16 protein-coding genes are annotated in these 23,282 nt (G+C 47.7%); 10 read left to right on the top strand and 6 right to left on the bottom strand.

From position 1 onward, the window contains the following. The first annotated feature begins 19 nt into the window (after window positions 1-19). The 3 genes from pdxA (at window position 20) to adk (ending at window position 2,597) form a co-directional block, all read left to right on the top strand. Window positions 20-1,018: a 4-hydroxythreonine-4-phosphate dehydrogenase PdxA gene (gene pdxA, locus ASG34_RS08930; protein WP_055829672.1), complete on the top strand. Its 999-nt coding sequence runs from the start codon at window positions 20-22 to the stop codon at window positions 1,016-1,018. 46 nt (window positions 1,019-1,064) lie between these two features. Continuing rightward, window positions 1,065-1,847, top strand: coding sequence for a 16S rRNA (adenine(1518)-N(6)/adenine(1519)-N(6))-dimethyltransferase RsmA (gene rsmA, locus ASG34_RS08935; RefSeq protein ID WP_055829674.1), 783 nt, complete (start codon window positions 1,065-1,067; stop codon window positions 1,845-1,847). A gap of 96 nt (window positions 1,848-1,943) precedes the next feature. Further along, entirely contained in the window at window positions 1,944-2,597 is a 654-nt protein-coding gene (gene adk, locus ASG34_RS08940; RefSeq protein WP_055829676.1) for an adenylate kinase, read from the top strand. Window positions 2,598-2,672: 75 nt separating this feature from the next. Here the strand turns inward: adk and ASG34_RS08945 are convergent, their stop codons facing one another. Next, window positions 2,673-4,838: a TonB-dependent receptor family protein gene (locus ASG34_RS08945; RefSeq protein ID WP_055829679.1), complete on the bottom strand. Its 2,166-nt coding sequence runs from the start codon at window positions 4,836-4,838 to the stop codon at window positions 2,673-2,675. Between the two features lie 289 nt (window positions 4,839-5,127). Here ASG34_RS08945 and leuS point away from each other — a divergent pair, with 289 nt between their 5' ends. From leuS to nadD, 5 genes are all read left to right on the top strand, one after another. Continuing rightward, on the top strand, window positions 5,128-7,743 hold the full coding sequence (gene leuS / locus ASG34_RS08950) for a leucine--tRNA ligase (protein ID WP_055829680.1): 2,616 nt from the start codon (window positions 5,128-5,130) through the stop codon (window positions 7,741-7,743). Window positions 7,744-7,780: 37 nt separating this feature from the next. Then, a complete protein-coding gene (locus ASG34_RS08955; protein WP_055829683.1) occupies window positions 7,781-8,314 on the top strand; it encodes an LPS-assembly lipoprotein LptE in 534 nt (177 codons plus the stop codon). 4 nt (window positions 8,315-8,318) lie between these two features. Continuing rightward, a complete protein-coding gene (gene holA, locus ASG34_RS08960; RefSeq protein ID WP_055829685.1) occupies window positions 8,319-9,362 on the top strand; it encodes a DNA polymerase III subunit delta in 1,044 nt (347 codons plus the stop codon). Between the two features lie 38 nt (window positions 9,363-9,400). Continuing rightward, on the top strand, window positions 9,401-10,657 hold the full coding sequence (locus ASG34_RS08965; RefSeq protein ID WP_055829687.1) for a glutamate-5-semialdehyde dehydrogenase: 1,257 nt from the start codon (window positions 9,401-9,403) through the stop codon (window positions 10,655-10,657). Between the two features lie 80 nt (window positions 10,658-10,737). Continuing rightward, window positions 10,738-11,379, top strand: a complete 642-nt coding sequence (gene nadD / locus ASG34_RS08970) for a nicotinate-nucleotide adenylyltransferase (protein WP_055829688.1) — start codon at window positions 10,738-10,740, stop codon at window positions 11,377-11,379. A gap of 116 nt (window positions 11,380-11,495) precedes the next feature. Here the strand turns inward: nadD and ASG34_RS08975 are convergent, their stop codons facing one another. After that, window positions 11,496-12,065, bottom strand: coding sequence for a hemerythrin domain-containing protein (locus ASG34_RS08975; protein ID WP_055829689.1), 570 nt, complete (start codon window positions 12,063-12,065; stop codon window positions 11,496-11,498). Between the two features lie 373 nt (window positions 12,066-12,438). On the opposite strand from ASG34_RS08975, the gene ASG34_RS08980 reads away from it, so the two are divergent. Further along, a complete protein-coding gene (locus tag ASG34_RS08980) occupies window positions 12,439-14,688 on the top strand; it encodes an EAL domain-containing protein (protein ID WP_055829690.1) in 2,250 nt (749 codons plus the stop codon). On the opposite strand, the gene ASG34_RS08985 is transcribed toward ASG34_RS08980, so the two are convergent. The 4 genes from ASG34_RS08985 to rlmF form a co-directional block, all read right to left on the bottom strand. Beyond that, complete coding sequence (locus ASG34_RS08985; RefSeq protein WP_055829691.1) at window positions 14,685-15,134, bottom strand: YaiI/YqxD family protein; 450 nt, start codon at window positions 15,132-15,134, stop codon at window positions 14,685-14,687. The genes ASG34_RS08980 and ASG34_RS08985 overlap by 4 nt on opposite strands. Next, window positions 15,134-16,705 (bottom strand): DEAD/DEAH box helicase, encoded by a 1,572-nt coding sequence (locus tag ASG34_RS08990; RefSeq protein ID WP_055829693.1) that lies wholly within the window; start codon window positions 16,703-16,705, stop codon window positions 15,134-15,136. The genes ASG34_RS08985 and ASG34_RS08990 overlap by 1 nt, the downstream gene beginning before the upstream one ends. 246 nt (window positions 16,706-16,951) lie before the next feature. Continuing rightward, on the bottom strand, window positions 16,952-19,144 hold the full coding sequence (locus tag ASG34_RS08995) for an OsmC domain/YcaO domain-containing protein (RefSeq protein ID WP_055829696.1): 2,193 nt from the start codon (window positions 19,142-19,144) through the stop codon (window positions 16,952-16,954). An 89-nt stretch (window positions 19,145-19,233) separates the two neighbouring features. Further along, complete coding sequence (gene rlmF, locus ASG34_RS09000) at window positions 19,234-20,151, bottom strand: 23S rRNA (adenine(1618)-N(6))-methyltransferase RlmF (protein WP_055829698.1); 918 nt, start codon at window positions 20,149-20,151, stop codon at window positions 19,234-19,236. Window positions 20,152-20,351: 200 nt separating this feature from the next. On the opposite strand from rlmF, the gene ASG34_RS09005 reads away from it, so the two are divergent. Then, a complete protein-coding gene (locus tag ASG34_RS09005) occupies window positions 20,352-23,228 on the top strand; it encodes a pentapeptide repeat-containing protein (protein ID WP_055829699.1) in 2,877 nt (958 codons plus the stop codon). The last annotated feature ends 54 nt before the right edge of the window (window positions 23,229-23,282 follow it).

Raw genomic sequence — 23,282 nt, forward strand, 5'->3', positions numbered from 1 at the left:
TTCAAAAACTTCTAACCGGATGACCACCCTCCCCCGCATTGCGATTACCTCTGGTGAGCCTGCCGGGATAGGGCTGGATATCTGCGTCAAACTTGCACACAAACCACTGCCAGCCTCGCTGGTAGTATTGGCCGACCCACATGCGCTGAAAGCCAGGGCTGCTGAATTAAATCTCCCATTAATGCTGCATACATATCATGACACTGTGCCAGAGCATGCAGGGGATGGCAGTTTGTGCGTTTTACCTGTTCCAGCCACCACAGCGGTAACAGCTGGTAGCCTGGAAACCAGCAATAGTCAGTATGTATTGGCCATGCTGGATCGAGCACGTGATGGTTGTATCGCCAATGAGTTTGGCGCTATGGTCACCGCACCGGTTCATAAAGGCATTATTAATGACGCCGGCATTTCATTTACCGGACATACCGAATACCTGGCAGAAACCACCAATACTAGCCAGGTCGTGATGATGCTGGTCGGCGGCGGTATGCGAGTGGCATTAGCCACCACACACTTGCCCATCACACAGGTAAGCAGAGCGATTACCCAGGAATCATTGACGATTACTTTGCGAATTTTGCATCAAGATCTGATCCGAAAATTTGGTATTCCAGAACCTACCATCTATGTTGCCGGCCTCAATCCACATGCTGGTGAAAATGGCTATCTGGGCGATGAGGAAATCAACACCATCAATCCGGTGCTGGATGCGTTGCGGGCAGAGGGTATGCATTTGATAGGCGCATTGCCAGCGGACACCATGTTTTCACATAAAAACCTGGCTAAGGCCGATGCGTTTCTTGCGATGTATCACGACCAGGGCCTGACTGTGCTCAAACATGCCAGTTTTGGTGAGGGTGTGAATGTCACACTAGGCTTGCCGATTATCCGTACTTCAGTGGATCACGGCACGGCGCTGGATATTGCCGGGACCGGGCAAGCAGATGTAGGCAGCATGCTGAGTGCCATCCACCTGGCTATCGAAATTACACAAAAACGTGCTGCAGCCCAAGAATAATACCTTTGAATCTCTCAACTGGTATAAAGCCACTTTAAGAATGTAAATGAAACACCTAGCAAAAAAACGCTTCGGCCAAAACTTTCTCACGGACCAGGGCATTATCGGTAGCCTGATCACTGCGATTCAACCCGCGCCTGATGACCTGATGGTTGAAATTGGCCCCGGCCTGGGCGCCATGACGCAACCTTTGCTCAAACAATTGCGTCATTTGCACGTGGTCGAAATCGACCGCGACATTATTCAATGGATGCAGTCTTTTTACCCTGCCGAAAAAATCAGCATTCATAATTCAGATGTCCTGAAATTTGATTTCAGGACGTTAGGAGAGCGTATTCGAGTGGTAGGTAATTTGCCCTACAACATCTCCAGCCCTATCCTGTTCAAGCTGCTCGAAAATACGTCGCAAATTATCGACATGCACTTCATGCTGCAAAAAGAGGTCGTAGAACGCATGGTGGCAGCGCCCTCTACTTCTGAATATGGCAGGCTCTCCGTGATGTTGCAATACCGTTTGCAGATGGAATACCTGATCACTGTGCCACCAGAAGCATTTGAACCAGCGCCTAAAGTAGAGTCTGCTTTCGTACGCTGTGTGCCATTTGCACAATTACCTTACCCTGCAACCGATGAAGCATTGTTTGCAAAAGTGGTAATGGCCGCATTTGGCCAGCGCCGTAAAACATTGCGCAACACCCTCAAAGGCTTGCTGGATGACGCCGGCTTTATTGCGCTGAATATAGACTCGCAATTGAGAGCGGAAAATCTTAGCGTGGCAGAGTTTGTGACTATCAGCAATTTTGTGGCTGCTAACCCAATCTTTCTTTAAGTTTTAGAAATCAAGTTTAGCCAATTGAGTATAGGTCAGCTTTTTCTAGCCTGATATAATCCTTTTTTCCTCAAAAACAATCCTCTGGAGCATGACATGCGTTTGATTCTGCTGGGTGCACCTGGTGCCGGTAAAGGTACTCAGGCCACTTTCATCAAAGAAAAATACAACATTCCGCAAATTTCTACTGGTGATATGTTACGTGCAGCCGTAAAAGCAGGCACTCAGCTTGGCCTGGAAGCCAAAAAATTCATGGATGCAGGCGGCCTGGTGCCTGATGAAGTGATCATCGGCCTGGTGAAAGAACGCATTAAAGATGCAGATTGCGCCAATGGTTTCCTGTTTGATGGTTTCCCACGCACCATCCCGCAAGCGGAAGCGATGAAAAATGCTGGCGTTGCGATTGATTATGTCGTGGAAATCGATGTCCCTGATGAAGCGATTGTTGAGCGCATGAGCGGCCGCCGCAGCCACCCTGCTTCAGGCCGTACTTACCATGTCAAATTCAACCCGCCTAAAGCTGAGGGTAAAGACGATGTCACCGGCGAAGAGCTAGTACAACGTGATGATGATAAAGAAGAGGTCGTGCTCAAACGCTTGCAGGTATATCACGACCAAACTGAACAATTGATTGGTTACTACTCAGACTGGGCAAAGTCCGGTGTCGCTGGCGCACCACAATACGTCAAGGTCAATGGCCTGGGTGAGTTGAATACCATTAAAGAAGAAATCTTTGCAGCATTGAAATAGTCATCTTTTTTTAATAAAAAGCCCGCTTGATGCGGGCTTTTTATTTGCTTCAAGAATTAGCGCTTTCTCTCTGCTCTAGAAATCATAACGAATACCAGCAAACACCTGGCGCTGACGTCCTGCCACTTTACCGTCAACACGGCTGACCAGATATTCTTTGTCCGCCAGATTGTGGCCGCTCATAAAGTAAGTCAGTTTCGAACCCACTGGTCTAAAGTTAAGCGAAGCATTTAACAAAGTATAGGCTGGGATCCTGCCTTCCTGTCCGTTCAGGACCTCAACTGTCGTATTGTCCGGATCCACATATTGCTGGCTGACATAATCCACACCGATACGTGCATTGAAACCAATCGGATGCTCATACCCAAAATTGAGGGAAGCTATATCGCGTGGCGCATACGGCAAACGGTTACCGCTGGTGGTCTGATCAGTGTTTTTGTCAAACTTGGCAGTAAACAGGTTTGTGTAATTACCGGCAATGTAGAAATTATGCGGACTGTCATACATTCTGCCGAAATCTATACGCCCTGCCAGTTCCACACCGGTCATTTGCGATTTTCCGGCATTGACAAAATTCCCCGCAGTTCTTTGGATCACAATTTCATCAAAATCGACATTAAACAATGTAGCTTCAAAACCAACGCCTTTGAAATAGGAAGATCTCACACCGATTTCCGTGTTAGTGCTTTCTTCAGCTTTGGTGCTACTGATCGCATCCAGGCCAGCTAACATCTCAAAGTCAATATCCCGTGATGGTCTTGGTGGTGCGAATCCCCTGTGTATCCCTGCAAATACTGTCGTATTCGCAATCCCATTCCAGGTTGTGCCTATGCCTGGCAACCAGACTGTCTGGCTGTTGGTTTTAGCAAACCCTTGAGGATCGCCCTCAGCCTGCAGCACATTGATTTTCTTTTTATAATCTTCTACACGCAAACCCGGGGTTAATGTCCAGTCACCTAGGTAAAAAGTGTTTTGCGCATAATAAGATTTAGCTTCAATATCAATGCGGATATCTTCCCTGAAATCACCGAATGCCTTAGCATAAGACAAACTTTGCGCACGGGGATCACCATCCCTGAACTGCTGACGCTTGTTGCCTTCTTCATGGTAACGGAATCCGACAACAGCGGTGCTATCAATCCCAAAAAGACTATGCTTTATATCCAAGCGTGGTTCAAAACCATAGTAATCATAGCTTCTAGGACGATGGCGACCGCCGCACTGCTCAGCATTTGCAACTGTCGCAGGCCCCAATCCAGTACACCTGTCCATGACAGAAACGCCACCTAAGCTACCAGACTCGTTTATTTGCCTGAAAGAAGTGCGGAAAGCATCTACATAATATGCATTGGTGGTTAAAGTAGCATTCGCATTGATATCGAATATATGCTGCAATTGCAATGACTTGCGCTGATATTCAAACCTGTCATTCTTGCCAGTTGGCGCCTGGTATTTATCTTGCGCATATTCCACTGCACCCAAGCCGGTTTCAGAGACATGCGAATCCTCTTCGTAGTAACCGACTTTCGCAATGATTCTTTGGCTCTCAGTCAGGTTCAATTGGCCTTTTACCATCAACTCGCGCATTTCAAAGTCATGGTTCTTGCGGATGCCATCACCTTTTTTCTGAATCGCATCGATCATGATGCCGCCCTGCTCACCGCCCACACCCAAGTTTGCGGCAAAACCGGTAAAGTCATTGTTACCCACCATACCGGTGACACTACCTTCAAACCCATTTTTCGGTACCGGCTTGGTCACAAAGTTAATCATGCCGCCAACCGTCTGTGGGCCATACAAAATCTGGCCTGAACCCTTGACGACTTCAATGCGTTGTACACGTTCGATAGGTGTCGTGTAATGTGCGGAAGGATCGCCATAGGGCCCCAGGAACAATGGCATACCATCTTCCATCAACAATGTGCGGGATGTGCGTCTTGGATCCATGCCTCTTACCCCGATATTGACGCCCAGGCCAAAAGTGTTTTCACCCACAATATGCACGCCCGGCACATTATTGATCGCTTCCTGAATTGAAAACGGTCTACGCTCGTTAAGTGCTTTTTCATCCACAACTGAATAAGATCCTGGTACTGTTTCCAGCCTATCCGGCAAAATGCCTTTCACCATGACAGGGCCAACATCCAGGCTATTTGTCTGATCAGCTAGTGCGTTTAAAACATTCACACTTATCGCAAAACTTGTAGCCGCGACCATGATTTTTTTATTAGGTTTGTGCATCCCTCTTCATCCTCTCGTTGTAAAACTGTGCACCTTGTTTAGCAACATCCACACCAAAAAAACTACAACAATAATTATCTCGTTGATTAATTTACATAAATGAGATATTTCGCTAATGCTGCCTGACCCATGCCGGGCGGAGAGGTCGGTTGATAAAAACCGATATCAGTTTCAATCGGTTTATATCAACCATTAAGTGGTTTGGCCGTTGCCTGTCATATCTCTCACAAACCACAAGCTGCAGGGTTCTCAGGTATAATTACTTTTTTAGTAATCGCGTCCCAATCACATGCAACAGCAGTATCCATTTAAAGAAGTCGAACAACAGGCACAGCAATTCTGGGGCGCCAGACAAAGCTTTTTAGCCAAGCCTGAAAGCAGCAAACCCAAGTACTATTGTTTATCCATGTTTCCTTACCCAAGCGGTAAGTTGCATATGGGTCATGTTCGCAATTACACCATTGGCGACGTACTTAGCCGCTACCATCACATGAAAGGTTTTAACGTATTGCAACCTATGGGTTGGGATGCGTTTGGCCTGCCGGCCGAAAATGCTGCCATCCAGAACAAGGTTCCGCCTGCACAATGGACCTATGACAACATTGCCTATATGCGCAAACAATTACAGTCCCTAGGCTTTGCCATTGACTGGAGCCGTGAACTGGCGACCTGCCAGCCTGAATATTACAAATGGAACCAGTGGCTGTTCCTGCGCATGCTGGAAAAAGGCATTGCTTACAAAAAAACCCAGGTCGTGAACTGGGATCCGGTCGATCAAACCGTACTGGCCAATGAGCAGGTGATTGACGGCCGCGGCTGGCGCACGGGTGCACTGGTTGAGAAACGAGAGATTCCCGGCTACTACCTGAACATCACCGGCCACGCCCAGCAACTGCTGGATGACCTGGATAAATTGCCAGGCTGGCCAGAGCGTGTGAAAACCATGCAAGCCAACTGGATAGGTAAAAGTGTGGGCGTGCGTTTTGCATTTCCGCATACCATCCAAAATAATGATGGCAAGCTGATCGATGATGGCAAGCTGTGGGTATTCACCACTCGCGCCGACACTATCATGGGCGTAACCTTCTGCGCGGTGGCTGCCGAGCATCCGCTGGCCACGCATGCCGCGCAAAACAATCCTGCCCTGCAAGCCTTTATTGATAAATGCAAGCAAGGTTCCGTCATGGAAGCCGACATGGCGACCATGGAAAAAGAAGGCATGGATACCGGGCTAACTGTCACCCATCCGCTGACTGGTGAACAGGTGCCGGTGTGGGTAGGTAACTATGTGCTGATGACTTATGGCGAAGGTGCTGTGATGGCTGTGCCTGCGCACGACGAACGCGATTTTGGCTTTGCCAAGAAATATAGTCTGCCCATCAAGCAGGTCATTAGCGTGATGGATCAATCCTTTGACAACAGCGCCTGGCAGGAATGGTACGGCGAGAAAAGCAAAGGGCTTTGCATTTACTCCGGTAAATACAACGATCTGAACTATACGCAAGCGATAGATGCTGTGGCTGCTGACCTGGCCGAAAAAGACCTGGGCGGCAAACAGACCAACTGGCGCCTGCGTGACTGGGGCATTTCCCGTCAACGCTACTGGGGCTGCCCGATCCCTATTATCCATTGCGAAAGCTGTGGTAGCGTCCCGGTGCCAGACGACCAGTTACCGGTCAAATTGCCGGAAGACTGCGTGCCGGATGGTTCAGGCAACCCGCTAAACAAGCGCAAAGACTTTTTGAATTGCACCTGCCCGAGCTGCGGCAAACCAGCCAAGCGCGAAACCGATACCATGGATACCTTCGTCGATTCCAGCTGGTATTACGCACGTTATGCGTCTGGGTTCAGCGCAGATGCAATGGTCGATGCACAAACCAATCACTGGATGCCGATAGACCAGTACATCGGCGGCATTGAGCATGCGATTTTACATCTACTGTACTCACGTTTCTGGAGCAAGGTCATGCGTGACCTTGGCCTGGTCAATTACGATGAACCGTTTGCCAACCTGCTGACCCAAGGCATGGTGCTCAACCATATTTTCTCACGCCGTACCGCAAAAGGCGGCATTGAGTACTTTGCGCCTGAAGAAGTCGAACTGGTGCAGGATGACAATGGCAAGATCACCGGTGCCAAACTGGTTGTTGATGGCTCGGCGATTGATTACCAGGGCATAGGCACCATGTCCAAATCCAAGCGTAACGGCGTCGACCCACAATCACTGATTGAACAATACGGTGCAGATACCGCGCGCTTTTTCATGATGTTTGCCGCACCACCTGAGCAAACGCTGGAATGGTCTGACAGCGGTGTTGAAGGCTCGCACCGCTTCCTGAAACGTGTCTGGAATTACGGTTATGTGCTGTCTGAAACTCAGCCAGGTGAAATGCCAAACAAGCTGACTGGGGAACTGGCTAATCACCGCCGCGAAATTCATACTGTCTTAAAGCAAGCCAATGTTGACCTGGCCAAGCTGCAATTCAACACCGTGGCTTCAGCATGTATGAAAATACTCAACACGCTGGAAAAAGTACAGAAAGACGCAGAAAAAGATTGGCAGGCAGTGGCTTTTGAAGGCTACAGCATTCTGTTACGTGTACTGTCACCCATCGCACCGCATATCGCACAAGTCATGTGGCAAACGTTGAACCTGGGAGAAGATATCTTGGCTGCGAAATGGCCTGAGCCTGCCAATTCGGCACTGGTGCAGGACGAAGTTGAATATGTCGTTCAAGTGAATGGCAAGTTGCGTGGCAGTATTAATATTCCCAAGAGTATGGCAAAAGAACAAATTGAAGCGACCGCCGTCAACCAGGACTTTGTACAAAAATTCCTTAATGAAGGCAGCGTCAAAAAGATCATTGTCGTGCCAAATAAATTGATTAACATCGTTGTCGCTTAGCTAAATATTAGCGTTGAATTTCGTAGAAAGGATGACCATGCTGCTTTCCCGCCTGACACCATTTTCGCTGAACCGGTTTTCACTAACCAGTATTGTGAAAAATTGTGGCTGGCTGGTATTAGTGGCAGCGTTAACCTCCTGCGGTTTTCAATTGCGCCAGCCATCGCCAATTGCGTTCAAGACCATGTTCATTTCTGGCAGCTCCACCATTTCTAAGCCTTTACGCAAAGCGTTGACCGAGCAAGGGATCAAACTGGTCGAAAGTGCTGAAGATGCCGAGTTACAGCTAGAGTTATTAAAGGAAGAAAACGAGCAACGCATTCTATCCCTGAGCGGTACTGGTGTGGTGCGTGAGTATGAACTGTACTACCGTGTGCAATACCGTACCAAGGTAGCCGGTGAACCTGTCTGGGGCCTGCCACTGGTGATGGAAGGCCGTCGCGACTATACCTATAACGATGCCAATTTGCTCGCTAAACAGCAAGAACAAAAACTGCTGACCGAAAGCATGCAAACTGACGTGCTAAACGGTATTTTGCGTCGCCTGTCAGCATTGAAAAAAGCCGAGTAAGTTTATGCGCATCCAGGCTGCGCAACTGGCGCAACACCTGCCACCCAAACAGCATTTATATGTGCTGGCAGGTGATGAGCCGCTTTCAATTACCGAATCCATAGATAAAATCCGCGCTGCGGCACGCCAGCATGGCGCCCAGGAGCGCGCCAGTTTTACTGTAGAGCGCTATTTCAATTGGGGCCAGGTCAGCCAGTTCTTGCAAAGCTTCTCGCTGTTTGCCGAGCAACGTATTCTCGAAATCAATATTCCCACCGGAAAGCCCGGTGTTGAGGGTGGCAAAGCCTTGCAGGAATTAGCTGGATTACCTGCAGCAGACACTACCATTATCATCACCCTACCCGCGCCAGACCGGGACATGACTAACAGTGCCTGGTACGAAGCGCTGTTACAACAAGGGGTGGTATTAATCCACAACCAGGTGCCATTAGCGCAATTGCCTGACTGGATAGGCCAGCGGCTGGCTTTACAACAACAGACTGCAGATGAAGTGTCCCGCCGTTTCATTGCCGAGCAGGTTGAAGGTAATTTGCTGGCAGCGCACCAGGAAATACAGAAACTGGGATTGTTGTATCCTGCCGGTGCCTTAACTGAAGAGGCTATTCGGCAATGTGTGCTGAATGTCGCGCGTTTCGATGTTTCACAATTAGGCGAAGCGATGTTGCACGGCGACCAGAGCCGCATCCTGCGTATCATTGAAGGCCTGCGTGAAGAAGGCGAAACCGCTGTCACCGTGATGAACCCGCTGGTATGGTTATTCCGCCCGCTATTGCAAGTCCGGCTGGCCATGCAAAGCGGGCAATCCATGCAAAATGCACTGACCCAGGCCAGGCTGTTTGGCGACCGCCAGCAATTAGTTAAACGCGCATTGGAATTTTTACCGCAAAAACATATCGAAGCTGCACTGCAAAAACTGTCAGACATTGACCGAATTGCCAAAGGTGTAGGCGATGGCGATGCCTGGCTGGAATTATCCAGGCTGTGTACCGGCATCGCCAGGATGGCAGCAAGTAAATCGGCTAGAGCCGGCGCAACAAGAACACGCTAATTTTTGGGTGAAGTGGGTTTAGGATAAAATAACAGGCTATGGATATTAAACACTACATGAAAGAACTGGGAGAGCAGGCGCGTGCCGCCTCCCGTTTAATGGCGAAGGCGGATACCAATACCAAGAACCAGGCATTGCGCAATATCGCTGCCCTGATCCGCCATCATGAAAAAGCCCTGCTCGCCGCCAACCAGCAAGATCTGGACGCCGCAAAAGCCAATGGCATGGAAGCCGCGATGCTGGATCGCCTGGCGCTGAGCGAAAAATCTATCGCCACCATGGCAGAAGGCCTGGAACAAATCGCCAGCCTGGCTGACCCTATCGGCGAAATGAGCAATTTTAAATACCGTCCTTCCGGTATCCAGATCGGCCAGATGCGGGTACCGCTAGGCGTGATTGGCATTATTTACGAAGCACGTCCAAACGTAACGGTGGATGCGGCCGGTTTGTGTATCAAATCCGGCAATGCCTGTATTTTGCGTGGCGGTTCTGAAGCCATCCATTGCAACCAAGCGCTGGCTAAATTAGTTCATCAGGGCCTGGCGCAAGCCGGACTGCCACAAGCTGCGGTACTGGTGGTCGAAACCACTGACCGCGCGGCGGTTGGCGAACTGATCACCATGAAACAATATGTGGATGTGATCGTGCCACGTGGCGGCAAAGGGCTGATCGAGCGTATCAGCAATGAGGCACGCATTCCAGTGATCAAACATCTGGATGGCAATTGTCACGTCTATGTGGATGACGAAGCCGACCTGGATAAAGCTCTGCGTATTCTGGAAAATTCCAAAACCCAGCGACTGGGGACTTGCAACACTGCCGAGTCACTACTGGTAGCGCGTAGCATTGCGGCAACTGCCCTGCCTAAACTGGCGGAAATGCTCATTAGCAAAGGCATTGAAATCCGGGGTTGCGAAGAGACACTCGCACTGGTACCACAAGCGGTTGCTGCGACGGAAGAAGACTATTACACCGAATACCTGGATGCAATTATTTCCTGCAAAGTGGTCAGCGGCCTGGAACAGGCGATTACACATATCAACCAGCACTCCAGCCAGCATACCGAAGCGATTGTGACCGAGAACTATACCAAAGCACGCCAGTTCTTGCGTGAAGTGGATTCCAGCAGTGTGATGGTCAACGCCTCCACCCGCTTTGCCGATGGCTTTGAATACGGTTTTGGCGCGGAGATTGGTATTTCCACCGATAAACTGCATGCGCGCGGACCGGTGGGTCTGGATGGGTTGACGTCGCTGAAGTATATCGTCCTCGGTGACGGCCACGTTCGCGCTTAAAATTGCGTAAATCGAGCGCTTCGCGGTGCTCGATTGATGCAATCTTCAAATTTTATTGATGGGCCGAAAGAACTACTAAGATGGAACTTATAGGCATTTTTGGCGGCACCTTTAACCCCATCCATAGCGGGCATCTGGTGCTGGCGAAAACCGTACTCGATACCTTACACTGCAGCCAGATACGTTTTATCCCATCGGCGATTCCGCCACACAAAGCCATCCCGGCAGTCACTGCACAACATAGAGCCACTATGGTCCAGTTGGCGATTGCGGATCATCCTGACTTTATCCTGGACACCTGCGAACTTGATCGCCAGGGTCCATCCTATACGATAGAAACATTGCACTTATTGCACAAGCGCCTGCCGGATCAAGTACTGTGTCTGATCATGGGACAAGACAGTTACCTCAAGCTGCCCACCTGGCACCGCTGGCTGGAGCTACTTGATTACTGCCATTTACTGGTCGTGCATAGAGCAGATGCTGAACAAAAGTTACAGCTGCATACCGAACACGAAAACAGGCTGGTGGATATTGCTCATGCAGCAGAGCAATTTACCGAGAATGCGCATGGCTTTATCAGTTACTTGCCTGTGACCCCGCCGGATATTTCATCCACGCGCATTCGAGAAGCGTTGGGCCAGCTAGAGGTTGCGTCCGTCCCTGGAATACCCGAAAAAGTGCTGTATTACATCAAAGCTAATCATTTATACCAATCATAGAATTTCCGCTTTTCCACACTACCCGCCATCTTTAATGCAAAGAAAAAGACCCGGGAAACAATTCCTGGGTCTTTTCTAAACAACTCTAAAAGCAGGCGTTTGCCTACTCAAAAGCATTAGTGTTTTGATGGCACGCCAACTAGTGTTTTCAATTCCTGGACGTTAATTTCACCGTTGTCGCCGTTCAATTTGCTCAGTATTTCTTCCTTGCGCGCGGTAAAGGTCACTGCCAGTCCACGTAAATCCAATTCCTTGGATTTCCTTACCTCAGGAAACATTTCTTCCTCTTCTTCATCCACATGGTGATTAATGTACTCACCAAGCACGGTGACTTTTGCATCGTACATTTCATCTTCAGGGTCCATTTCCTGGATTTGAGCAATCAGCTCTTTGGCGCTTTCATGCTCAACAATACCTTCATTGATCATCGCGTCATCTTCGGTAGCGGCACGTGCACCAGGATAGAAAATTTCTTCTTCGGCAATAGTATGTGCAATCAGTTCTAAACAGATTTTATTGGCAATGCTGACCTTGCCTTTGATATCGCCTTTTTCAGCAAGCTTATCAAACTGCTTGAACATTTTTTTGACCTCGTCATGGTCATTTTTCAGCAGCACAATCACATCGTGCTTAACGGCAGTCACTGGGGTAGCTTTTTTTGATGGCGCATCTGATACGGTTCTCATGGTAAATCTCCTGGTAAGTAGCAATTTTAAATTCAGTCATCCGCCTATCGAATGACTTTGTTTTATTAGGCTCAATCATGCGGACTTACCTGCAAACGTACTATGCCTTTTCTTCTGAATTTACTGTAGGAAGAATCGCACGGATTCAACCTGGGTTTATAAAACCAACGTCTTCTTCATCCAAGGATTTTTATCCATACGCTCAATTCATATTTGCAACTTAAAAAGAGTGCAGTGAAATATGGTCGTTCTTAGATAAAAATAAATATAATGATCAATATACAAACAACCCATGCGCTTATCCATTCTCTGTAGGCATTGACATCAACACAGCCTGATTGAAATCACCGCAATGCCAAGGACTTAAAAGAATATGGGATCAGACCGCTTAATCGCATCTCGTTTACGCAGGCTTAAACAGTTGGCATTAGTCATTGGTACATTTGTCTCCATGTTGGCTTTCGCTGAAGAAGTGCTGCCTAACCATCTTCCTGAAGTCAACCTGCTTACCCCTCTTCCACTCTCAGTGCAGGAAAAAGCATGGATCAAAGAGCACCCCAGCATCAGGGTTGCCGTCAAGAGTGGCTGGATGCCGATTGAGTTTCAACTGGAGAATCAAAAGCACGCTGGTATTTCGGTTGATTACCTGCACCAAATCAGCCTGCTTACGGGCTTGACGTTTACCATTGTTGACTACCATCCCAACATCAATGGCAATGAAGCCGAGGTGATCACCGGCATTCGCAACAAACGCCTGCCGCAGGGTTTCCACCTGGTTGCCACACCTTACCTGGATGTTACCAATGCCATTTATGTTGCCGCTAACAGCGGGTTCAATCCAGGCCAAACCAACCTCAACCAGCTCTCGCAAAAAAAAGTGGCGGTATTTAAAAGCGGGCTGGTCGGGCAGGAACTGAAAGCAGCAGTCCCGGATATAGACCTCAAATTATTCGACATCGCTGACGATGCGTTTGAGCAACTGGATGCGCATGCGGTAGATGCTTATATCGGCAACGAACTGGTGCTGGACTACCACATTGATTACCACAAAATAAAATCCATCAGGAAAGGCGGCACCACGCCCATCACCAGCAAAGTGTTTATGGCGGTCAGCGACGAACACCCGTTGCTGCGAAGCATCCTCAATAAAGCGGTATTGCAGATCGGCACCAATCCGCCCGATATACTGGATACCTGGCAAAAGAAGCCCGAGAATCCGTTTATCCAATACCTGATCGCGACCATCTCGTTTTTTGCGATCGTGCTGTTGTTCCAGCTGATCAAGTTGTATAAATCGAGCAAAAAACAGGCGATGGAAGCCGAAGAGAAAATCCGCTTTCAGGCCAATCACGATTTCCTGACAGAGTTACCTAACCGTTATCTCCTGAAAACCAAGCTGTCAGAGGCTTTAAACCAGTCTGAAATCGGCCTGGCTAAAATTGGCGTCATCATTATCGACCTGGATAATTTCAAGGAAATCAACGATACCGCCGGCCATGCCATCGGCGATGAAGTGCTGATCAAGGTGGCAGACCGCCTCAAGTCCATTATTGCGCCGCCCAACATCATTGCCCGCTTTGGAGGTGATGAGTTTTTGATCCTGATGCAGGAAAACTCTGATCACCAGGCGTTGAATACTTTCTGCGCAAGGCTGATCGAGCTCATGGAGGCACCGTTCAAGGTTCAGCAAAAGTCATTCCTGGTCTCCATCAGCATGGGCGCCTCGCTGTTCCCGGATAACAGCCGCAATGTGGAAGAACTGATCATGTTTGCCGATGAGGCCATGTACCAGGCAAAAAGAACAGGTAAGAATAAATTCATCCTGTTTAATGAAAACATGCATGAAGTATTTACCAAGCGCACCCAGCTGGGCAACGAGTTGCGCCATGCGGTGGAAAGACACCAGCTTTACCTGCAATACCAGCCGATCTTTAACCTGCAGAACCAGCGCTGCGAAAAAGTTGAAGCATTACTGCGCTGGTACCACCCCGAATTCGGCACCGTACCGCCCAATGTTTTTATCGGCATCGCCGAAGAAAACGGCAGTATTATCGAGCTTGGCGAATGGGTGTTCCAGCAGGTGCTTAGTGATTTCACAACCCTAACTCAACACTTTGGCGACATCGAAATCTGCATCAATCTGTCACCGATTCAATTTGCACAGTCAGAATCTATTCATCAATTTATCGCCAATATCACCAGCCGCAATATCCCTGGCGCACATTTTTGTTTTGAAATTACCGAAGGCCTGTTACTGGAACCTTCCAACCATGTGCTGGATAACCTGAGCAAGATCAATGAACACGGTATCCGGCTGGCACTGGATGACTTTGGCACCGGCTACTCATCACTGGCTTACCTGAACAAGTTCAAGATTGATTACGTGAAGATTGATAGATCATTTATCAACAACATCACAGAAAATGCCAACGACCTGGCCTTGTGCAAAACCATTATTTATATGGGGAAACAACTCAATATCAGGCTGATAGCAGAAGGGGTGGAAACGCTGGCGCAGGAGAATCTGCTGAAAGAAATGGCCTGTGACTACTCACAAGGCTTTTACCGGGCCAGGCCAATCACCATCAGGGATATGTCACAGGTGGGTTTAGAGGAAGTTTAACGTGGAAGCCGCGCCAGAAACTGGTCCAGCTGTTTGGCGAACGCGTGGCGATCGGAAGATTGCATGGCACTCGGGCCTGAGGTTTCCACACCACTTGCGCGCAATGACTCCATAAAATCGCGCATGGATAAACATTCCTTGATGTTTTCACGCGAATAAAACTCCCCGCGCGGGTTCAGTGCGTGACCGCCCTTTTCAATCACTTGCGCAGCAAAGGGGATGTCAGCCGTAATCACCAGATCCCCGGCTTCCAGTGCCGCGACAATCACGTTATCGGCGACATCAAAGCCTTTAGCGACTTGCATCGCCCGCAAATAAGGCGAAGGTGGCACCCGCAGCAATTTATTGGCAACAAAAATGGTGGATATTTTTGCGCGTTCGGCGGCGCGGAACAGGATTTCCTTGATCACCACCGGGCACGCGTCAGCATCCACCCAAATTTGCATTAACGCGCTTTCGGGGTTTGCCTGTTAGCGTTAGCTCCTGGCTTAGGTGTAAACAACGCACCTTGTGGCTTATTGCCATTTTGAGACCTATTTGCCCCTTGAGGTCTATTGCCTTGTGATTGACCAGCGCCCTGGTTACCACCCTGAGCACTAGCGCCCTGGCGATGTTGTGCAGGCTTATTCGCCTGGTTGCCATTGCGCTGACCAGCATTGCCCTGCGCAGGCCTGTTGCCATCCACCTGCGCCGCACGCTGGCCATTAGGCTGTGACTGGCGCTGCTGAGGAGATTTCTGGTTATTCGCATTGCCAGCGGATTTCTGTGGCTGCCCTTGTTTGGAACGACCGTTATTTTGCCCGCGCGGATTCTGTCCGCGTGGCGGGCGATCCGGCTCTTCACTGCCTTTTTCCGGAGCAACAAAGCCTTCCACCGCCACACGTGGGATTTCGCGTTTAATCAACTTCTCAATGTCTTTCAACATGCCGAGCTCTTCGCGATCTACCAGTGAAATTGCCGCGCCAGTGCTGCCTGCACGGCCGGTACGGCCAATGCGGTGCACATAATCTTCCGGCACATTCGGCAGTTCAAAATTCACCACTTGCGGCAACTGGTCAATGTCCAGCCCGCGTGCGGCAATATCCGTCGCCACCAGCGCCGGAATCGTGCCTGCTTTAAACTCGGCCAATGCCGCGGTGCGCGCATTCTGGCTCTTGTTGCCGTGAATCGCCATGGCGGGTATGCCATCTTTCACCAGTTTCTCAGCCAGGCGGTTGGCACCATGTTTGGTGCGGGTAAAAATCAACACCTGCGTCCACTGGTTCTGTTTGATCAGGTGGCTGACCATGGCGCGTTTATGCGCTTGCGGCACCATGTGCACACTCTGTTCAATCAGCGCGTTCGACGCATTGCGACGTGCCACTTCCACCAGGTCAGGCGCATTCAGCAGGTTATCCGCCAGTTTCTTGATGTCATCCGAGAAGGTGGCCGAGAACAGCAGGCTCTGGCGTTTCTTCGGCAGCAAAGCCAGCACTTTTTTAATGTCATGGATAAAGCCCATGTCCAGCATACGGTCGGCTTCATCCAGCACCAGGATTTCGATGCCGGATAAATCCAGCGCTTTCTGTTGCACCAGGTCCAGCAAACGTCCAGGGGTTGCCACCAGGATATCCACCGGTTTGCGCAAGCGGTTGATTTGCGGATTCACGCCCACACCGCCAAACACCACCATGCTTTTAAGTGGCAGATATTTACCGTAAGTGGTGACTGATTCACCAATTTGCGCCGCCAGCTCGCGCGTCGGTGAAAGAATCAGGCACCGCGGTTTTCCGGCAGGTGTGTTTAAAGGATGTTCAGTCAGGCGATGCAAAATCGGCAAGGTAAAACCAGCTGTTTTGCCGGTACCGGTTTGTGCACCGGCCAGCAAATCACCGCCGCGTAATACATAAGGGATCGCCTGTGCCTGGATAGGCGTAGGGATGGTGTAGCCGGCATCGGCAATCGCACGTTGCACCGGCTCGCATAAATTTAAATCAGCAAACGTCACGTTTGCAGGGGTATTGTTTTCTATGGACAAAGTAATTCACTTATAGAGCGTGTGTGGCGCATATGAAAAGGCCACACAACAAATTATTGGGCGCTGGTCTGTTGCGAATCGCAACACCAATCTGGACAAACGAAGATTATATTTATAGAGGTTTGCTAGGCCGCTGTGATGATTGGAAGGTCACAGGGTGAAGCTATTATACGCCCTATTCAACGTTTTCTAATGATTGCAATATATTTCAGCTTTCGCGGCCTGTTAAATCAAGCAGCAAATCATCTAAGCGGCCTTGCCCCGCGCCGCGTGCAGCTTCCTGTAGCTATCAATCAGGCGATGATGCCTGTCCAGCCCTTCCAGCTTCACGCTGGTTGGCGTCAAGCCATAGAAATGCACACTGCCATCGACTGAACCGATCACAGCATCCATGCGCGCATCGCCAAACATACGGCGGAAATTGGTTTCATAATCGGCCAGTTCCAGCTCGTCATCCAGCATCACTTCCAGCACCACATTCAGCGCCTGGTAAAACAAGCCGCGTTCCAGCGTGTTGTCGTTATATTGCAAAAAGGCGCCAACCAGCTCTTGCGCTTCTTCAAATTGCTGCAAGGCAAGGTTTATCAATAACTTCAATTCCAGCACGGTGAGCTGACCCCAGTCAGTATTCTCATCAAACTGAATCCCGATCAGAGTGCCGATATCGCCGTAATCATCCAGCTCGTTATTCTCCAGGCGGTCCAGCAATACTTCCAGGCTGGCGTCATCCAGAGTATGCAAGTTCAGGATATCTTCGCGGAACAGAAGCGACTTGTTGGTGTTATCCCACACCAGGTCTTCTACCGGGTAAATCTCGGAGTAACCCGGCACCAATATACGGCATGCAGTCGCGCCTAATTGGTCATACACCGCCACGTAAGCTTCTTTACCCATGTCGGCCAGCATGCCAAACATGGTTGCGGCTTCCTCGGCATTGGCATCATCGCCCTCACCGGAGAAATCCCACTCCACGAATTCGTAATCGGCCTTGGCACTGAAAAAGCGCCACGACACGATGCCGCTGGAATCAATAAAGTGTTCAACAAAGTTATTCGGCTCAGTCACCGCTTCGCTGGCGAAGGTAGGCTGCGGCAGATCATTGAGGCCTTCAAAACTGCGGCCTTGCAGCAATTCGGTCAGGCTGCGTTCCAGCGCAACTTCCATGTTCGGGTGCGCACCGAATGAGGCGAATACGCCCCCAGTACGTGGATTCATCAAAGTCACACACATGACCGGATATTCACCGCCCAATGAGGCATCTTTGACTAATACCGGGAAACCCTGCTCTTCCAGCCCTTTGATCCCCGCCACCACGCCAGGGTATTTCGCCAGCACTTCCTGCGGCACATCCGGCAAACTAATTTCGCCTTCAATGATTTCGCGTTTCACTGCACGCTCAAAAATCTCGGATAAACATTGCACCTGCGCTTCCACCAGCGTATTGCCCGCACTCATGCCATTGCTGACAAACAGGTTTTCCACCAGGTTGGTCGGAAAGTGCACCGTCTCGCCATCCGACTGCCGCACAAACGGCAGTGAACAGATACCGCGCTCGGCATTGCCGGAATTGGTGTCTATCAGGTGCGAGCCGCGCAGTTCGCCATCCGGGTTATAAATCTCCAGCGTGTATTCATCGAGAATCTCTTTCGGCAACGCATCCTTGCGGCCAGGCTTGAACCAGCGCTCGTTCGGGTAATGCACAAATTCTGCATTGGCAATCTCTTCGCCCCAGTACGAGCCGGCATAAAAATGGTTGTTACTCAGCCGCTCGATATACTCGCCCAGCGCTGACGCCAGCGCGCTTTCCTTGGTCGATCCTTTGCCGTTGGTAAAACACATCGGCGAATGCGCATCGCGGATATGTAGCGACCACACGTTAGGCACAATATTGCGCCACGAAGCGATCTCGATCTTGATCCCCAGCCCGGCCAGCACACTGGTCATATTGGCGATGGTCTGCTCCAGCGGCAAGTCTTTGCCGGTGATATACGTCTGCGATTCTGCTGCCGTATCCACTGTCAGCAACGCCTGTGCATCCGCATCCAGGTTAGCTACTTCTTCAATGATGAAATCCGGGCTCGCCTGCACCACTTTTTTCACAGTACAACGGTCAATCGAACGCAAAATACCAATACGATCTTTTTCAGAGATATCGGTCGGCAATTCAATCTGGATTTTGAAAATCTGTTTGTAGCGGTTTTCCGGGTCAACGATATTGTTGTGCGACAGGCGGATGTTCTCGGTAGGGATATTGCGCGTGCTGCAATACAGCTTCACAAAATAAGCCGCACACAAAGCTGATGAAGCCAGAAAGTAATCGAACGGCCCAGGCGCCGAGCCATCGCCTTTATAGCGGATAGGCTGGTCGGCAATCACCGTGAAGTCATCGAACTTGGCCTCAAGACGTAACTTATCGAGAAAGTTGACTTTGACTTCCATGGGGGAAACTCCGACTGCTGCAAAAAGATAAGGGCGCTATTATCCCTCACAACGCTTAAGCCGCCTAAAGTTTATTTGCAAGCTGCTGATTAAATGCGCTTTTTAGATAATTCAGGCTGAAACGTCCACGCCACAAACCGGCTTTGTTTCTGCCCTTGTGCCATCTCCACCGTTTTCACTGTCACCGCCTGCGCTTTTTTGAGTTCGCGGTACACCAACGGCAAATTAGTGGATTTGGAGACCAGCGTGGTAAACCAAACGCATTGCTTAGTGAACAATCTGCTCTCGCTGATCATGGTGGTTAAAAACGCCGCCTCACCACCCGCACAAAACAGCTCATTAGACTGCCCGCCAAAATTCAGTGCCTGCGGCGGCTTTTTACCCAACCCGCGCCATTTGCGCTGCGTGCCCGCCAACGCTTCAGCGGCAGATGCATGAAAAGGCGGGTTACATAAAGTGAGCGTAAATTGCTCGCCCGGCAAAATCACACCTTTGAAAATAGATTCAGGCTTAGGCTGCTGACGCAAACTGATCTGCTGCTGCAAACCATTCGCGTCGATGATTTGTTGTGCATTACTCAAAGCTTTACTATCAATATCCACACCCACACATTGCCAGCCATAAGCATGCGCAGCAATCAGCGGATAAACCAGATTCGCACCCGTGCCAATATCCAGTAACCGCACTTGCTCCGGGGCTAAGTTTGGAAGAGTCTCTGCCAATAAATCCGCCAGATAATGCAAATAATCCGCCCGCCCGGGGATAGGCGGACATAAGTAATTCTTTGGAATATCCCATACCGCCACACCGTAATAATGCTTGAGTAAGGCCTGGTTTAAAGCTTTTACGGCTTGTGGGTTTGCGAAGTCTATTGAGTCATCGCCATACGCGTTTGGGCGGACGTATTGGGATAATATTGGATGGGCTTTAACAAGTACAACGAAATCATAGCCAGTGCGATGCTTGTTACAAACATGAAGAGCTGAGGAGGATGGTTCTGATTTCATGAAAGCTATATCTTAGCTTTGAATAGATGATAAACACAGAAAATTATAGACGGCCCTGCTTAAATTTCGGTGACTCAGATCAAAAAAAGTTTCAGCAGCGTATAAATTTCAATAAGTATCTTTCTACAAGTTAAGATAACAATTGCTCTAAAAAAATTTGGGAAGAATTTCTAAACAATCTAAAAAATAAGAGAAAAATTATGAATGAAATCAATATTTCCATTGCAAAACCAATCCCTACTTTAAAAAAGTCAATAAAAATTGACTTCAAAGGTTTTGGCATAGCAATCGCTAAAACGGGTATAGCCCTAGTTACCTCAAAATTTGACAGTGCCAGCGAAAATGGACTCGAGGTTCTTTCAACTCTAGGATTAAAAACAGAGGCTGAAGAAGTTGCATGGCTACTAATTTTTCGGTCTCTGATAAGAACTATTAAATCTTTGTGGAGCGAAAAAATAGGACTTGGCAAAGATTTCCCTATCGAAAGTTTAATTGAATTTGTAAATGTAAGTTTAGAGTCACACACGTTACAAATTAACAAAGTATTTTTTGACAAACCAGACAAAGATCCTATTGTTAATATAATAAAAAAATCTTTTGTAGATTGGCTTTTACAATTAGAAGTTGATTCGCCAAGTGCAAATGCAATTGCAGATAGATTACCTTCTTATTTTGCAAATGCTCTTAACGAGGAGTGGGTGAATCACCAACAAACCTATAACTTATTAATTAATAAATTAAATACACCTTTTACCCAAGCCAATGCTCGAGCTCAAGGATGGTCTAATTACTCATCTTGGCTATGCAAACAAATTGATCAACCTCTGTTTCTTGAAGTATTTAGTTTAAATCAGGTTTACGTACCATTAAGAGCATTTTATTTAAGCAAACAAATACAAAAAAACAATGATTCAGATTTTGACATTAACTCTTCCGAAAAAAATGTACGTCATGTCGTAGATTTAGAGACAGAGATTAATTTATGGATTCAAAAATCAGATAAGGATGATGCAATAAGATTAATAAGCGGAGGACCTGGAAGTGGAAAGTCTTCATTTGCAAAGGTTTTAGCAGCAAGCCTTGCTCGCGCGGGAAAAATTCCAACACTATTTATCTCGTTACATCATTTAAATCACGATAACGACTTGTTAGACGCAATTGAGAAATTCGTGCAACAAGATGGTTTTCTAACTGTAAATCCAATTCTTGGCGATCAAAAAGAGGACAGAATAATTATAATTTTTGATGGACTTGATGAGTTATCAATGCAGGGTAAAGTTGGAGAAAGAGTAGCTCAAGATTTTGTAAGAGAAGTTCAAAGGAAAACTGATAGATTAAATCAACAAAAACTCACCGCTCAAGTGATCATCACTGGTCGTGAATTAGTTATTCAAGCAAATGAAAGTAGTTTCAGAAAAATTGGACAAATCTTACATGTCTTACCTTATTGGACTCCCACTCATGAACAGGAAAATTACTCAGATCCAAATAATTTTCTTGAATTAGATCAAAGAAATGAATGGTGGAGAAAATACGGTAATGCAACAGGTGTCAGTTACTATGGGCTTCCAATTGAACTAGATATTGACGATCTTGTAGAAATCACGACTCAACCACTTCTGAATTATTTGGTGGCGTTAAGCTTAAAAAGAGGAATTTTAGATTTTTCAAAGAATTTAAATCTCAATGCCATATATGCAGATCTCCTCAAGGCGATTTACGAACGAGCATGGGCAAGCAACCCTTATGCCGCACTAGATGGTATCGAAGAAAAAGACTTCGTTAGAATCTTGGAGGAAATAGCTCTTTCTTCCTGGCATGGGAATGGACGCACAACCACTGTTAAAGAAATAGAGAGTCACTGCAAAAATAGCGGACTCAGTTCATTGTTGGCTAAATTTCAGGCAGGAATGGAAACTGATACGAAAGCAAAAGTCACTCAACTTCTTACCGCATTCTATTTTCGACAAAATGGCAAAGACTTTGGCGGAGAGAAAACTTTCGAATTTACGCATAAAAGCTTTGGTGAATTTTTAACTGCTAAAAGAATAGTTCGTGAAATACGACTAATAAATAAAAAGCTTGAAGAACATGATTTAGACCCTGATGAAGGATGGGATGAGCGAGAAGCATTGCATAAATGGATAATTACGTGCGGCGCTACAGCTCTGGATTCCTACATATTTAATTTTATCATTAATGAAATTGAGCAACTATTTTTAGCCACACCTCTAATGATAAAAAATTGGCAATCTAACTTATCTAGACTTCTTTCTAGTATTTTCAAACATGGCACCCCATTAGAGAGACTAACGCCTAGGCCTACTTTCGAACAAGAAATTAACATTTCTCGAAATGCCGAAGAAGGTCTTTTAGTCGTGCTTAATGCTTGTGCTAGAGCCACTAAGGAAAATTCTAAACTACGATTTCCAACAGAAACAACCTTTAGTACTTGGTTATCTACAGTTTGTAGACAACGTCCGACTTGGGAGAAATTGTTTGCTTTAGATGCATTGAGTTATTTAGACCTTGAGGGTTTAAATTTAATTGGTAAGGATTTGTGGAATGCCAATCTTTATAAGGCAAATCTTAGCAATTCAAATTTAGTAAGCGCAGACTGTAGATATGCCAATTTTGAAGACTCTATCTGTGAAAAGACAAATTTTGTTTATTCGATTCTCTCTGGAACTCATTTTATAAATTCGAATTTATCTTATGCAAGATTTGAAAACTCTTTTCTAGAATCAGTAAGATTTGACAATGCAACATTAATTGGAGCAAATTTCCTATGTGCAACGCTTGGGAATGTAAGTTTTAAAGGTGCTAATCTCGCAGGGGCCGATTTTCGCAGAGCATATATTGCAAAGGTAAACTTTGACGGAGCAAATTTAGAAGGAGCTTTATTTACGGGTGCCGTCCTTAATAATTGTGACATTCCAACTCTGGACTATGTAAAAGAAGGAATTACAAAAGTGGATTTTTGCTTAAGCCATTTTCTTCCTGCTAACCAAAGATATGCATTTTCGGAGAAAGAAGAAATAGATGAGGAGGACTCTGATGGTGAAGAAAATAGTTAGTCATTTGCAACAAAAAAATCTTTTGTGATTTACTAGAAGACAATGTTAGCAGCG

The organism is Methylophilus sp. Leaf416 (assembly GCF_001424665.1).
GTDB lineage: Bacteria > Pseudomonadota > Gammaproteobacteria > Burkholderiales > Methylophilaceae > Methylophilus.